This window comes from uncultured Methylovirgula sp. (assembly GCF_947646745.1).
Lineage (GTDB): Bacteria > Pseudomonadota > Alphaproteobacteria > Rhizobiales > Beijerinckiaceae > Methylovirgula.
In genome coordinates, this window is record NZ_CANSHK010000008.1 from 1 (window position 1) to 15,172 (window position 15,172).

At 62.8% G+C, this 15,172-nt stretch carries 10 protein-coding genes; 3 read left to right on the forward strand and 7 right to left on the reverse strand.

From position 1 onward, the window contains the following. Positions 1-6 precede the first annotated feature (6 nt). A complete protein-coding gene (locus Q0025_RS03585) occupies positions 7-822 on the forward strand; it encodes an N-acetylmuramoyl-L-alanine amidase (RefSeq protein WP_366939394.1) in 816 nt (271 codons plus the stop codon). Positions 823-826: 4 nt separating this feature from the next. Here Q0025_RS03585 and Q0025_RS03590 read toward each other — a convergent pair whose 3' ends face one another. The 4 genes from Q0025_RS03590 to Q0025_RS03605 all read right to left on the reverse strand — a co-directional run bounded on the left by Q0025_RS03590 (position 827) and on the right by Q0025_RS03605 (position 7,044). Next, the gene (locus tag Q0025_RS03590) at positions 827-1,177 is read right to left on the reverse strand and encodes a helix-turn-helix domain-containing protein (protein ID WP_297296100.1); all 351 of its coding nucleotides are present in this window, start codon (positions 1,175-1,177) and stop codon (positions 827-829) included. Positions 1,178-1,375: 198 nt separating this feature from the next. After that, positions 1,376-5,095 (reverse strand): methionine synthase, encoded by a 3,720-nt coding sequence (metH, locus tag Q0025_RS03595; RefSeq protein ID WP_297296102.1) that lies wholly within the window; start codon positions 5,093-5,095, stop codon positions 1,376-1,378. Continuing rightward, positions 5,096-5,956: a methylenetetrahydrofolate reductase [NAD(P)H] gene (metF, locus tag Q0025_RS03600; RefSeq protein ID WP_297296230.1), complete on the reverse strand. Its 861-nt coding sequence runs from the start codon at positions 5,954-5,956 to the stop codon at positions 5,096-5,098. It lies immediately after the preceding gene. A 59-nt stretch (positions 5,957-6,015) separates the two neighbouring features. Beyond that, positions 6,016-7,044 (reverse strand): metalloregulator ArsR/SmtB family transcription factor, encoded by a 1,029-nt coding sequence (locus Q0025_RS03605; protein WP_297296104.1) that lies wholly within the window; start codon positions 7,042-7,044, stop codon positions 6,016-6,018. 570 nt (positions 7,045-7,614) lie between these two features. On the opposite strand from Q0025_RS03605, the gene Q0025_RS03610 reads away from it, so the two are divergent. Continuing rightward, the gene (locus Q0025_RS03610) at positions 7,615-7,899 is read left to right on the forward strand and encodes a hypothetical protein (protein ID WP_297296106.1); all 285 of its coding nucleotides are present in this window, start codon (positions 7,615-7,617) and stop codon (positions 7,897-7,899) included. Positions 7,900-8,000: 101 nt separating this feature from the next. Here Q0025_RS03610 and ettA read toward each other — a convergent pair whose 3' ends face one another. Next, complete coding sequence (gene ettA / locus Q0025_RS03615) at positions 8,001-9,653, reverse strand: energy-dependent translational throttle protein EttA (protein ID WP_297296108.1); 1,653 nt, start codon at positions 9,651-9,653, stop codon at positions 8,001-8,003. A gap of 357 nt (positions 9,654-10,010) precedes the next feature. Here ettA and Q0025_RS03620 point away from each other — a divergent pair, with 357 nt between their 5' ends. Then, positions 10,011-12,005 (forward strand): P-loop NTPase fold protein, encoded by a 1,995-nt coding sequence (locus Q0025_RS03620; protein WP_297296110.1) that lies wholly within the window; start codon positions 10,011-10,013, stop codon positions 12,003-12,005. Here Q0025_RS03620 and Q0025_RS03625 read toward each other — a convergent pair. Together Q0025_RS03625 and Q0025_RS03630 are read right to left on the reverse strand one after the other, a co-directional pair. Then, the gene (locus tag Q0025_RS03625) at positions 12,002-13,642 is read right to left on the reverse strand and encodes an OFA family MFS transporter (RefSeq protein WP_297296112.1); all 1,641 of its coding nucleotides are present in this window, start codon (positions 13,640-13,642) and stop codon (positions 12,002-12,004) included. The genes Q0025_RS03620 and Q0025_RS03625 overlap by 4 nt on opposite strands. Positions 13,643-13,850: 208 nt before the next feature. Beyond that, on the reverse strand, positions 13,851-15,062 hold the full coding sequence (locus Q0025_RS03630) for a cupin domain-containing protein (RefSeq protein ID WP_297296114.1): 1,212 nt from the start codon (positions 15,060-15,062) through the stop codon (positions 13,851-13,853). Positions 15,063-15,172 lie beyond the last annotated feature (110 nt).

The window sequence follows — 15,172 nt, forward strand, 5'->3', positions numbered from 1 at the left end:
ATCCCTATGGGCGGCCGGTTTGCGTCGCCTATTACGGATATTAGCCACCCGCCGCGGCGCGTCCCCATGCACGGCTTTATTCCCGATAGCCCTTATGCCGAGGCTGTAGCCTCGCCGAGCCACGATTCGCGGGGCGGGAAACCGCTGCAGGCCATCATCCTGCACTATACCGGCATGGCGACAGGGCCGGCGGCCTTGGCGCGGCTTTGCGATCCGGCCTCGGAAGTTTCGGCGCATTATGTCGTCGAGGAAGACGGGCGGATTTTCCAGCTCGTGCCCGAGGCGCGCCGCGCCTGGCATGCGGGCAAGAGTTTCTGGGCCGGCGAGACGGACATGAACGCCGCGTCCGTCGGCATCGAAATCGTCAACGGCGGCCATGATTTTGGCAGCCCGCCCTTTCCGCCGGGGCAGATCGACGCTTTGATCGCGCTCTGCCGCGACATCGCTAAGCGGCGCGAAATCCCGCCACAGAACATTCTTGCCCATTCCGACATCGCACCAGACCGCAAGAGGGATCCGGGCGAACGTTTTCCCTGGGCGAAGCTCGCGGCGGCCGGTCTTGGACATTACGTGTCGCCGCATGCCATTGGCGATGATACGGGCTTAAGCCTCGGCGACGCGGGCGCCGAGGTCTGGGACCTGCAGCGCAAATTGGTAGCTTATGGCTACGGGCTCGAGGTCACCGGCGTCTATGACAAAAAAACGCAGGCTGTGGTGACGGCCTTCCAGCGCCATTTCCGGCCGGCACGCGTCGACGGCAAAGCCGATCGTTCGACCCGCGAGACTTTACTTGATCTCATCAGCGACGGCGCTGAAACCTAATCGCCTAGTGAAGGGCTTGCAGGCCAGCCCTGGCGATGAACTCGAGGAGCCGCGCCACCGCCGCGCTTGGACGCGCAACTCCGGCTTCCCAGGCGATGATCGTCCGCGGCTCGATATTGAGGCGGCGCGCAAAATCGATCACGCTCATGCCTTCGCGCTTACGCAAGGCACGCAGCGCGATGGCGGATTGCAAGGCAGTGCCGATTTGGGGCGCTTCAGTCTCGGGCTCTTGCTCGCTCAGACAAAGGCGATCGAATTCCAGCATTCTCTGCTTGTCGATGAGACCCGCAACAAAGAGCCGCGCCATAGCGCCATGAACGATCTCGCAGGTCTTGCTGCAATAGGTGAGAGCCATCAGGATCATCTCCTTCGAGCCCAGTGCCTTGCGGCACAGAACTCGGGCAAACCCTGACGCATTGTGTGAAACGGTGGCGTGCACGCGCTCCCTGGAAGCGGCGACCGCCGTCTCTGCGAACTGCGAACTTATACTAGGCCCCGTTGCTTGCGCGAACCTAGCAATCCTGCCTTTGACGGCTGGATCGTTTGCCCGCGCCTATTCCGCGGCGACGGCCGTGCGGTCGTAGTTGAGGATCGGCGCGAGCCAGCGTTCCGCCGCGTCGGCGCTCATCCCCTTGCGACGCGCATAATCCTCGACCTGGTCGCGCTCGATCTTGCCGACGCCGAAATAATCGGCTTGCGGATGCGCGAAATAAAGTCCGCTGACCGAGGAGCCTGGCCACATGGCGAAGCTCTCCGTCAGCTTCACGCCGATGCGCCGCTCGGCTTGCAGAAGTTCGAACAGCGTCGCCTTTTCGGTATGGTCGGGCTGCGCCGGATAGCCGGGGGCAGGGCGGATGCCGCGATAGGTCTCCGCAATCCGGTCTTCGTTGGTCAGCGCTTCATCCGGGGCATAGGCCCAGAACTCGCGCCGCACACGCTCGTGCATCCGCTCGGCAAACGCCTCGGCGATACGGTCGGCAAGCGCCTTGACCAGGATCGAGCGATAATCGTCATTGGCCTTGGCGAAACGCTCGGCGAGCTTTTCCTCGCGCGCGCCAGCGGTGACGACGAAGCCGCCGATATAATCGGCCTTGCCGCTGCCTTCCGGCGCGATGAAATCGGCGAGGGCGAGATTATGCCGGCCCTCGCGCTTCGAAAGCTGCTGGCGCAAGCTATGCAGCACGGCCAGCGTTTCGCTGCGCGACTCGCCCGTGTAAAGGCGGATGTCGTCGCCGACTGCATTCGCCGGCCAGAAGCCGATCACGGCTTTCGGATCGAACCAGCGCTCGGTGACGATCTGCTTCAGCATGTCCTGCGCGTCTTCGTAGAGCTGGCGCGCTGCCTCGCCCTGTTCCTTGTCGTCGAGGATTTCTGGGAAATGCCCGCGCAATTCCCAAGTGCGGAAGAAGGGCGTCCAATCGATATAGGGGATCAGTTCCTCGACCTCGTAGGAACGGAAGATGCGCGTGCCGGTGAAGGTCGGCTTCGGCGGGACATAGTCGGAAAAATCAAGCTTCAAGGCATTTGCCCGCGCCTGCGCGAGCGAGACGCGCGCCTTGTCGCGCTCGGCGCGCGCATGCGCCTCGGCAACCTTCTGATATTCGGCGCGCACCTTCTCGATATAGGCGGTGCGGTTCTCGGGCGAGAGCAGCGCTTGCACGGTGCCGACAGCGCGGCTTGCATCGGTGACATAAACCGTCTGGCCGCGGTGATAGTTCGGATGAATCTTCACCGCCGTATGCACGCGGCTCGTTGTCGCCCCGCCGATCAGCAGCGGCAGGCCGAAACCTTCGCGCTCCATTTCCGACGCGACGAAGCACATCTCTTCGAGCGACGGCGTGATAAGGCCTGAAAGGCCGATGGCATCGACATTTTCGGCTTTCGCCGTTTCGAGAATTTTCTGCGCCGGCACCATGACGCCGAGATCGATAATCTCGTAATTGTTGCAGGCGAGCACGACGCCGACAATGTTCTTGCCGATGTCATGCACATCGCCCTTCACCGTCGCCATCAGGATCTTGCCGGCGCTGGAACGAACATTATCGGCCTTCTCCTCCTCCATATAGGGCAGGAGATAGGCGACGGCCTGTTTCATCACCCGCGCGGATTTGACGACCTGCGGCAGAAACATCTTGCCTGAGCCGAAGAGATCGCCGACCACATTCATGCCGGCCATCAGCGGCCCTTCGATCACGTCGAGCGGCCGCACCGCCTTTTGCCGCGCCTCTTCAACATCGGCGTCGATATATTCGGTGATGCCGGCGACGAGCGCATGTTCGAGCCGCTTCTCGACTGGCAGTTCGCGCCAGGCGAGGTCTTTTTCCTTCGCCTCCGCGCCCTTGCCTTTATAACTTTCGGCGAGCGCCAGCAGCCGCTCGGTCGCATCCGACCGGCGGTTCAGCACGACGTCTTCGCAGGCCTCGCGCAGCGCTGGGTCGATGTCCTCATAGACGGCGAGCTGGCCGGCATTGACGATGCCCATGTCCATGCCCGCAGCAATGGCGTGATAGAGGAAAACCGAATGCATCGCCTCGCGCACCCGCTCATTGCCGCGAAACGAAAAGGAGAGGTTCGAGACGCCGCCGGAAATGTGGACAAGCGGGAAGCGCTTGCGGATTTCGCGCGCAGCCTCGATGAAATCGACGCCGTAATTGTTATGTTCCTCGATGCCGGTCGCAACGGCGAAGATGTTGGGATCGAAGATGATGTCCTGCGGCGGAAAGCCGACCGTCTCCGTCAGGATTTTATAGGCGCGCGCCGAAATCTCGACCTTTCGGGTCAGCGAATCCGCCTGGCCCTTTTCGTCGAAGGCCATGACGACGACGGCGGCGCCGTAGCGGCGCACGATCTTGGCCTGCTCGATGAACTTTTCCTCGCCTTCCTTGAGCGATATCGAGTTTACGACCGGCTTGCCTTGCAGACATTTGAGACCGGCCTCGATCACCGAGAATTTCGATGAATCAATCATCACCGGCACGCGGGCGATATCGGGCTCCGCCGCGACGAGGTTGAGGAAATCGACCATGGCTTGCTGTGAATCGAGCAAACCTTCATCCATGTTGACGTCGATGATCTGCGCGCCATTGCTGACTTGATCGCGAGCCACGTCGAGCGCGGCGGCAAAATCGCCGTCCTTGATCAGTTTGCGGAAGCGCGCCGAACCGGTGACATTGGTGCGTTCGCCGACATTGACGAAGCGGATGTCCGGCGTGAGCGTGAAGGGTTCGAGGCCTGAGAGGCGCAGCCGCGGCTCGATCTCGGGAATATCGCGAGGGCGAAGGCCGCCGACGCGCTTGGCAATCGCATGGATATGCGCCGGCGTCGTGCCGCAGCAACCGCCGACGATGTTGACGAGGCCTGCCTCGGCGAATTCGCCGATGAGGCCCGCCATATAGTCGGGGCTTTCGTCATAGAGGCCGAATTCGTTGGGCAGGCCGGCATTGGGGTAGGCGCAGATCAGCGTATCGGCGATGCGCGAAAGCTCGGCGAGATGCGCCCGCATCTCGCGCGCGCCCAGCGCGCAATTCAAACCGATCGAGAACGGCGCCGCATGCTGAAGCGAATACCAGAAGGCCGCCGGCGTTTGGCCGGAGAGCGTGCGGCCTGAAAGATCGGTGATCGTGCCCGAGATCATCACCGGCAGCTTGCGACCGATCGTCTCGAACACGTCGTCGAGGCCGGCATAGGCGGCCTTGGCATTGAGCGTGTCGAAAATCGTCTCGATCAGCAGAATATCCGCACCGCCTTCGATCAGCGCTTCGGCTGCTTCGGCATAGGCCGCGCGCAATTCGTCGAAGGTCACGGCACGGAAGCCGGGGTCGTTGACGTCCGGCGAGATCGAGGCCGTGCGGTTCGTCGGGCCGATCGAACCGGCGACGAAGCGTCGGCGCCCGTCTTTCGCCATCGCCGCATCGGCGGCGCGGCGGGCGAGGCGTGCCGCTTCGCGGTTCAATTCGGCGACCAACTCCTGCATGCCGTAATCGGCCTGGGCGATGCGGGTCGAGGAGAACGTGTTGGTCGCGAGAATGTCCGCACCGGCCTCGGCATAGGCGAGGTGGATCGCCTCGATCGCATGCGGCTGCGTCAAGACCAAAAGGTCGTTGTTGCCGCGCAGGTCACTCGGCCAATCGGCAAAACGCTTGCCGCGAAAGTCCGCTTCCGAAAATTTATGCGTCTGAATCATCGTGCCCATGGCGCCGTCGAGCACCAGGATGCGCTCCCTGGCGGCCGCACGAAGTTCATTCTCAATCTCGGACACAGGGACTTTGGGCATTCAGAGGTCTTTCGTCTCGGCTTTCGGCCGCAGGCCGATCAAGTGGCAGATCGCATAGACGAGATCCGCGCGGTTCATCGTGTAGAAATGGAAATGCTCGATGCCGGCGTCAACGAGGTCGAACACCTGCTCGGCCGCGATCGTCGCGGCGATCAGGCGGCGCGTCGTCGGATCGTCATCGAGCCCTTCGAAACGCTCGGCGAGCCAAGCCGGCACGCTGGCGCCGGCCCTTTCGGCGAACCGCGCCGTTTGGCGGAAGTTCTGCACCGGCACGATGCCGGGAATGATCGGGATATTGATGCCGCTGGCGCGGGCTTTGTCGAGGAAACGGAAATAGACCTCGTTCTCGAAGAAGAACTGGGTGATCGCCCGCGTCGCCCCGGCATCGATCTTGGCTTTCAGCGCGTCGATATCCTGATCGATCGAGGCGCTTTCGGGATGGCCCTCGGGATAGGTCGAGACGCTGATCTCGAAATCGGCGAGGCGTCTCAGCCCGGCGACCAGGGCGGTCGAACTGGCATAGCCTTCGGGATGCGGGTGGAACCGACCTGCGACGCCCCCCGGCGGATCGCCGCGCAAGGCCACGATATGGCGTACGCCGATCTCCCAATAGGAGCGGGCGATTTCATCGACCTCGGCGCAGGTTGCGCCGACGCAGGTGAGATGCGCGGCGGGCTTGATCGTGGTCTCGCGAACGATGCGGGCGACCGTGGCATGGGTGCGCTCGCGCGTCGCGCCGCCGGCGCCATAGGTCACCGAGACGAATTCCGGCGCCAGCGGCGCCAGCCGTTCGATCGAGGTCCACAGCGTCCGCTCCATCTCCTCCGTCTGCGGCGGGAAGAATTCGAAAGAGACGTTCATGCCCGTGCAGATGCGGCGGCTGGCGCGCGGCAGGGCAGCGGAAAAGTCGGCCAGAGCCATCAGGCAAACTCGCGATTGGTGAGCGGGACGGGGTCGGCGATGGTGCGGCGGTCGCGGCCGAGCCAAAGGGAGACGGTGAGCTTGCCGCCATCCTTCTTGCTCGGCACAAGATCGCGCCGTCCGATGACCTCCAGACCAGCCTCTTGCAGCAGGTCGGCGATCTCCTCGCCCGAGAAGCCGAGCCTGCGGTGCGCATGCGCCGTGCGCAGGCTTTCTTCTTCATGGGGGGCGAAATCGACGATCAGCAAACGCCCGGATGGGCGCAGGGCACGCGCGGCTTCGCGCACGGCACGGGCGGGATCGTCAAGATAGTGCAGCACTTGATGGACGATGACGAGGTCGTAGCCATCATGCTCGACCGGTAGTGCATAGATGTCGCCCTGGCGGAGCTGGACATTGCGCAGCCCGGCCTTCTCGATCCGGGCGCGGGCGAGGGCGAGCATCTGCGGCGACTGGTCGATGCCGACGGCACGGCCGGCGCGCGGCGCCAGAAGTTCGAGCATCCGCCCGGTGCCCGTGCCGAGGTCGAGCAGGGCATGGAGCGGCGTCCGGCCGACCAAGTCATTGATCGCAGCTTCGACCCGTTCCTCGCGGATATGCAGTGCTCTGATCTGGTCCCAATCCGCCGCATGGGCGGCAAAGTAACGGGCGGCCTGTTCGGCCCGGAGACGCCGGACTTCGGCAAGCCGGCCGCGGTCGGCGGAGCGGGTCGCGTCGCCCGGCGCGAGCATGGCGAGGACGGTCGAAAGCAGCCGGCCTGCCGGTCCGCTGCTTGCCGCAAGGAAAAAGACCCAGGCGCCCTCGCGGTGACGCTCGACCAATCCGGCTTCGACCAAGAGCTTGAGATGCCGTGAGATTCGCGGCTGCGATTGGCCGAGGATCGTGACCAGTTCGGTCACCGTCAATTCGGCTTCGGCGAGCAAGGCCAGCAGGCGCAAGCGCGTCGGCTCGCCCGCCGCGGCGAGTGCCGTCAGCAGCGAGTCGAAGGAAAGCGCCGGGTCTGTCGCCTGGGTCATTACAGATACCATATAAAGATATCTTTATATTGTAAAGTGAAAAGGTCCTTCCAAGGGTCGCCCAGAGCGCGGCACGCGCTCACGTTTTCGCCGGAATGTATTTGGCTGCCGTTCAGCTAGGGCGACTTATACGCATGGATGTCATGCGAGCGCGCGTGTACTCGAATTACAGAGACGAAATAAATGGTGAAGTGTCTCTGTTGTGTGGGAACACACGTCGCGGGCATGGCACAGACAACACATCAAGCGACAAACACGCGAGGCTGTGCAGTTTCACATAGCTTTCGTTAACCGCACGCAGCAAATTGTTGTTCGTTCGAATCAACATGGTGCGTGCGATTCGAAACGAAGTTTTAAAGCATTGTGAACGCATAGTTTCAGCGACACGTACAATGCGCCGACAAAGCCACAATCTCATCAAGTTTGCGCCGCGGAGCGCGAGCACGTTGAAGAGACTGCGGCGAACGCCAATGAGAAGCGAAGCGCGTCGCAAGGGAGAGAGGCCCGAAGAGACCTGAAAGAAAATGCCGACGGTGTTGAACGGGCGGACGTTCAGAACCGGACGAATGAAGGATGAGAAGTATGCGGATCATTTACGATAACGACATCGAAGGGGTGAAGGTCGTGCCGATCGGCCGCATTCATGCCGCTTCGGGCTGGCACGGGCGCCGCTCCGCGGTGACTCAAGAATTCTACAAGGCCAAGGCGCTCGAGAACCTCGTCGACGTCGCCGAGGATTGCGATGCCGATGCGATCATCGAAGTCGATTACGGCGTTGACCATGCCGACGATGGCGACCTGCCCGGCGCGGCGACGCTGCAGCGGGTCAGTGTCAGCGGCCTCGCCGTCAAATTGATGCGGGCCTGATTTTCGGATTTCGGATCTGGAACGCGGTTTCGCGTTCCAGCCCTCTCTACGCTTGTGCGCGGTCTTCGTCGGAAAGCCGCTGTCGCGTTCCGGACCCAGCGTTATCGCGAGAATTTTTTATATTTGATCCGGTGCGGGATCACGCTGTCGATGCCGAGACGGCGCTTCTTGTCTTCCTCGTAATCGGCGAAATTCCCCTCGAACCATTCGACATGGCTGTCGCCCTCGAAGGCGAGCATGTGCGTCGCGATCCGGTCCAGGAAGAAGCGATCGTGCGACGTCACCAACACGCAGCCGGCGAATTCCATCAGCGCTTCCTCGAGCGCGCGGAGGGTATCGACGTCGAGGTCGTTGGTCGGCTCGTCGAGCAGGAGCAGATTGGCGCCTGATTTCAGCATTTTGGCAAGATGGACGCGGTTGCGCTCGCCGCCGGAGAGCTGGCCGACCTTCTTTTGCTGATCCGAGCCTTTGAAATTGAAGGCCGAGACATAGGCGCGCGAGTTCACCTCCCGCTTGCCGAGCAGGATCAGATCGTTGCCGCCGGAAATCTCTTCCCACACGTTCTTGCCGGGATCGAGCGCGTCGCGCGACTGATCGACATAACCGAGATGCACGCTTTCGCCGATCGTGATCGTGCCGGCATCCGGCTTGTCCTGGCCAGTGATCATGCGAAAGAGCGTCGTTTTGCCGGCCCCGTTCGGACCGATGACGCCGACGATGCCGCCCGGCGGCAATTTGAACGACAGATTGTCGATGAGCAGTTTGTCGCCGAACCCCTTCGACAGGTTCTCGACGTCGATCACATTGTTGCCCAGCCGTTCGCCGATCGGAATGACGATCTGCGCGGCGCTCGGCGCGCGGTCGTTCTGCTTGGCGAGCAAGTCCTCATAGCGCTGGATGCGCGCTTTCGATTTCGCCTGCCGCGCCTTGGGGCTTGACGCGATCCAGCCGGCTTCCGCTTCCAATTGTTTGACGCGGGCGGCTTCTTCGCGCGATTCCTGCAAGAGGCGCTTCTGCTTCTGCACGAGCCAGGCAGAATAATTGCCCTCGTAAGGAATGCCGCGGCCGCGATCGAGCTCTAGGATCCAGCCGGTCACATTGTCGAGAAAATAGCGGTCGTGAGTGACGATCAGGATAGCGCCGGGATAGGCCCGCAAGTGCCCCTCCAGCCAGTTGACGGTCTCGGCGTCGAGATGGTTGGTCGGCTCGTCGAGCAGCAGCAATTCCGGCTTTTCGAGCAGCAGCCGGCAGAGCGCGACGCGGCGGCGCTCGCCGCCCGAGAGCTTGTCGACCGGCCAGTCGTTGGGCGGGCAGCCGAGCGCCTCCATCGCCTGATCGACTTGGGAATCGAGATCCCACAGGCCCTGCGCCTCGATTTCGTCCTGCAATTTGGTCATCTCGTCCGCCGTCTCGTCCGAATAATTCATGGCGAGTTCGTTGTAGCGGTCGAGGATCGCTTGCTTGGCGGCGACGCCTTGCATGACGTTGCCGCGCACGTCGAGATCTTCGTCGAGCTGGGGTTCCTGCGGCAGGTAGCCCGTCCGCGCTCCCTCCGCGACGAAGCCTTCGCCGCTGAACTCCTTATCGATCCCGGACATGATGCGCAGGAGCGTGGATTTGCCGGCGCCGTTGATGCCCAGGACGCCGATCTTGGCATCCGGGTAGAAGGAAAGGTTGACGTTTTCCAAGACCTTCTTGCCGCCGGGATAGGTCTTGGTCAAACCTTGCATGTGATAGATAAATTGCCGCGCCATAGCAGGCTTTTCTCACTCATTTGATTGTTGGGAATTGGCCGCTTTCTAATCGTCCCGACGGCCGCGGTCCAGCGGCATCGACATTGTGCAAACAAGCTTGTTTTTTGATGACAGCTTGGTCTTTTGGTCGTCACAATCGGGTGGTGACTTGCGCGCCGAGATCACCCTGATCGGAGCAACCTGGTTTGGCGCGCCCGAGCCCGCGCGGCGAAGTTCGGTTGATCCAAAATAATGAACGTGGTCGATTCTCGATTTAGAGCGGGACCTTGCGAAAGACCGGCATCGACTTTTTCCGTCTCCCGCTTTAGGCCGAAAGGCCACAAATTCCATATGGATGTGCTCGAAAGGAACGGCAACGTGACCGATGTCGAAACGCGCGATCTCAGCAAAAATCCGGCCCGCGCCGAGCCGATCGCCCCGAGCCTTCCGGCGCAGCCGAACCGTTCGAACGCGGCGCCGCCGCCGCCGGCAAAACCGCGCGGCAGTATTTTCGCCGCCGATCTCCCGCGCGGCACCGACTCCCTGGGGCAGATGGCTGCCCTGCGGCCTCTTGCCGAACTCGCGGCGCATCGCGATGCCGAGACGCCGCTGACCATCGGCCTTCTTGGCCGCTCCGGGGCGGGCAAAAGCTTTGCGCTGGCGGCACTGCTCGGCGATGTCGAGGCGCTGAGTGCCGCGCCCGGCGAGACGATGGTGCGGCGGATCCATATTGTGCGGATTGATGCCGCCTCGCTCGACGGCGAGCCGAGCGTGGCCCTTGCCGGAGCGGTCTATGACAAATTGGGCGCCGCTTATCCGGAATTCGTGCGTGAAGCGGCCCATGCGGTCCGTGACCCGCATGTCGTCGCGCGCGAGGCAGCGCAGCGGCTCGACGAGGCCCGGCGCCGGCTCGATTCCGAACGCCAATCGTTACACGAAATCGAGAACCGCCGCGGGCGGCTGACCGAAACCATTCTCTTTGAATCGGCTGGATCGCAAGTCGACACATTTGCGCGAACCAACCGCGGCAAGATCGAGAGCCGGCTGGCGAGCTTCGGCATTACCGGCGATCCCATCGCCAATTATAAATCGATGGTGCGCGATGTTGCCGATGCCGGCGGTGCGCTGGGACGGGCCGGGGCGGCGCTGCGGGCCTTCTGGGCTTTTGCCGGCCAGGGCCGGCTGCTCATCGCCGCGCTGGTTCTGTTTCTTGTCGGCGCTGGCCTCGATAATGCGGTGGCCCAGCATGACCTCTGGCTCGCGTCCCTCGCCAAGTCCGGTAAGGGCTTCGTCCCACTGTCGGCTTGGCTCAGCGATCATATCGGCTGGCTGAGTTTTGCCGGCAAATTGGCCTATTTGGGCGCCGCGGCCGCGCTTGCCACCAATATTTTGCGCGGCGTGCTCTTCCTCAACCCGCTGTTCCGCGGCGTCAGTTTGCTGAAAAGCGACGTGGCTGCGCGGCGCCAGGCGCTCGATCAGCTCTATGCGCATCAAACGCGCCGCGTCGACGGACTGGAGGCCGACGTCGATCTTGCGGCCCGCGCTGCGGCCGAGGCCGACCGGCGCGCCGGCAATGCCGTGCGCGGCGCACTGCAGAGCGAGCCATCGCCGTTCAAGGAGCGCGGCGCCAAGGCGCAGGCCGAACATTTCTTCGCTTCGCTGGCCACCTATCTCGTCGGGACCCAGAAGGCGACGGCTGGCGCCTTGTCGGTGCCGGACCGCATTCTCATCGCGTTGGACGATGTCGATGCCCTGCCGCCCGCGCAGATGCGCGCCTTGCTTGAAGCGGCGCACCGCGCCTTCGCCCATCGCGGCTTCGTGACGATCATTGCCGCCGACCCGGCACGGCTGACGGAAGAGGCCGATGCGTTCGACAAATGGATTCAGGTGCCGTTCCGCCTCGATGCGGCGGGGAGTGCCGATTATGCCGGCTTCGTCGAGCAGGCGATCGGCCGCGCCGGCACGCCGGACGCCGCAGGCAAGGGGCCGATCGCGCCGGTGCATGATTGGTCGATTTCGGCCGAGGAATCGGCGCTTCTCGCCGGGCTGGCACCGCTCGCCGGCGGCACGCCGCGCGCTGTCAAGCGCTTCGTCAATCTCTATCGCATTGCGCGCGGGCAGGCGGGGGCCAACCGGGGAACGTTGGCGCTGTTTCTGGCTCTGTTCAATGGGGGAACGGCCGACGAGATCGGCACGTTGCGGCGGGCTTTATCGTGGCGCGACGCCAATGCGCCGCTCGATCTCAACGGCGGCGGAGCGCGGCTGATGCAGGGGCTCGATGCAGCGCAAAGCCTTGACGGGCTCGTCACCGTAGGGGCCGCGCGCCGCACGGCGGCGATCGCGCGGGCCTTCTCGACGGGGAGCGGCGCTTAGATCAGCGCCGCCGCTTTCGACAGAGCGATATAGAGGCCGATCAGGAAGGGAATGCCGACCGCAGCCCAGGCGATGGCGCCGACGATGCCGAACTGGCCCCGCGCCGCCGTCGCCGCATTTGCCGCGACCCTGTCTTCCTTCAGAAGCGCCCGCTCGCGCGCAACTTCTTCTTCCGACATCCAATATTTCGAATCGACCGGCCGCACCAAGGCATTGCAGATAAGACCCGCGAACAGCAGACCGGCCATGACGTAAAGCGTCAGGTCGTAGAGCCGCGTATGCACGACGCCGTGATCGATGCCGAATTGCCGAAGCGAGGCAATGACGAATGGCCCGACGACGCCGGCGGCCGACCAGGCCGTGATCAAGCGGCCATGGATGGCGCCGACCATCTGCGGCCCGAAAATATCGGCGAGATAGGCCGGCAGCGTCGCGAAGCCGCCGCCATACATGGTGAGGATGATGCAGAGCGACGCGACGAACGCCGCCGCAAGCCCGGCATGGCCCCAATTCGGCAGCAGGCAATAGAGGATGATGCCCAAGACGAAGATCGTATAATAGGTGTTCTTGCGGCCGAGGAAATCCGACAACGACGCCCAGAAGAGACGGCCGAGCGAGTTGAAAAGGCTGATGAGGCCGACGAGACCCGCCGCAGCCGCGGCAATGGCCGCTTTCTGCGCCGGGGTCAGGGCCGCTGCCGCATCGACGACGCCGACGAGCTTGGCGCCGAAAATGTCCTGGAACATCGGGCTCGCCATCGCGATCACCGCAATGCCGGCGGTGACGTTGCAGAAGAGAACGCCCCAGATGAACCAGAACTGCGGCGTCTTCCATGCCGTGTTGAGATGCACGCTGTTGCGGCTGATGAGGCTCTTGTTGTTGGTCGGCGGCGTCCACCCGGCCGGCACCCAGCCCGCCGGCGTGACGCGGAAGCCGAAGGCGCCGAGGCACATGGCGATGAAATAGATGACGCCCATCGCCATTAATGCCTGCGGCACGCCCGGCACGCCGTGCGCGGCGAAGCGGGCCATGAGCCAGACCGCGAGCGGCGCGCCGATCATTGCGCCGCCGCCATAGCCCATGATGGCAAAGCCCGTGGCCATGCCGCGCCGATCAGGAAACCATTTGATGAGTGTCGAAACCGGCGTGATATAGCCGATGCCTTGACCGATGCCGCAGAAGACGGCGACGAGATAGACGAGCCAAAGCTGATGCGACATGACGGCGAGGCCGAGCAGGATGAGACCGCCGCCCCAACAGATCGCCGCGTAGAAGCCGGCTTTGCGCGGTCCAGCATGTTCGAGCCAGCCGCCCCAAATCGCCGCGGAAATGCCGAGCATGGCGATGAAGATTTCAAAGACGTGCGTTTCCGACGGAACCGTCCAGTTACAACTTGTCGTGAAGAGTTCGCCGATGAACCCTTGGCCTTTGCACGCCGCGGCATTGGCGGCTGGCAGAAGCTTCGTCATCGGCAACCAGAACACTGAGAAGCCGTAAGCCATGCCAATGCAGAGATGAATTGCCAGCGCGGCGGGGGGCACGAGCCACCGGTTGAAGCGGGGACCGGCGATGGTGCGCGAGCGATCGAGAAGCCCGCCGGACGCAGCGCCAGCGGCGGGGGAAACCAATGTACTCATGGGCTTTCCTCATTCCTTGGGCGGCGGTTCGCAAGATTGTCCCGCCATCTTTTCGGCGCGTTTCGGGACGCGCTCTTACCAGCAACTAAACTGCACAATTGCTTGTATCGAGCAAGATATATTTAAATTGATTGCCCGGCGATTCGGTCAGTTTGCAATGCGGAAAAAGCGCCGCTCACTGTCAAATGACAGCGGCGGCGCTCAGTCATCACGCCGGCACCACCGGCGTCTTCGTACGCGGTAGGTTGCGCACGATCTTTTCGTCGATGTTCAGATGCGCAGCGACGAGTTCGTTGGGCGTGTTCGCCATCCATGAGGTCAGTGACAGGTCGGCATATTCGCCGACGTGGAAAACTTCGAGGAAGCGCAGCACGTCGTTGCCGGTATTCTCGATATAATGGCCCATGGCGCGCGGCACATAGCCGACATCGCTCGCGGCGAAATCGACGGTATTGGCGCGGCCTTCGCTGCCAAACAGCGTCATCCGCGCCGTGCCTTCGATGTAATATTGCCATTCATCCGAGGTCGGATGCCAATGCAATTCGCGCAGGCCCCCCGGCTGCACCTCGACAAGCGCCGCCGACATCACATTCGAGGCCTTGAAATTGTTTTTGTCGGCGATCCGCACGGTGCCGCTTTTGGTCCTGATCGGCGGCTGGTCCATCAGCGGGAAAGAATAGGAATCCGGCACTATTGGCTGGCTGCTTTGCGCCAGGTCATCGGCAAGCGAGCCGGGCAGGGGCGCGTTGAAGATCCAAAGATCCTTTTTCGGGAGATTGGCGAAGGCGCTCGCCGGGACGCCGAGGTTTTTGGCGAGCACCTCGGGGGGCGTGTGGCGCATCCAGTCGCTGATCAAGAATGTGCTGTCTTCAGAGAAATTGCCGTCGTTGAAGACGAGGACAAATTCGGCGCCGTCTGGCCCCAGTCCCTGGATCGAATGCGGAATGCCGGACGGGAAGAACCAGAGGTCGCCGGCTTTCACGTCGTTGACGAACTTGCGCGCCTGTGCGTCGATGCCGGTGATCCGCGCATTGCCATAGGTCATAAAGGCCCATTCGGCGGCCTTATGCCAATGCAACTCGCGCACGGCGCCCTTTGGCAAGCGCATGTCGACCCCGGCCATTTCCTTCGACATCGGAAAGTTTCTGACCGTGACCTCGCGCGCCCAGCCGGCATCGGTATGGCGGTTATGCGCTTCGGAAAAGGAATATTTGAGCGTGCCGAGATTGCCGTGATCGGTCGGCGGGGGATTCAATTCGTCGGGGTTGAGCGCCTCTTCGCGCGCATCATGCGGTCCCGGCGTCTGCGACGCATCGCGGACATTGTCATAATTTGCGGCATAGGTCTGGCTTGCCGCGACGAGCAGACCGCCGGCGGCGGCGCCGGTCGAAAGCAAAGTACGGCGTGAATAGAGCGGCATCGTCTCCTCCCTGTCTCGCGCAAGCGTCTCCGTTGCGAACGGAGAGCTTCGCTGCGAAATCTTTTGATCGCCGCACTATCGCAATTGCTTTTGCGATGCGGAACGCCGTA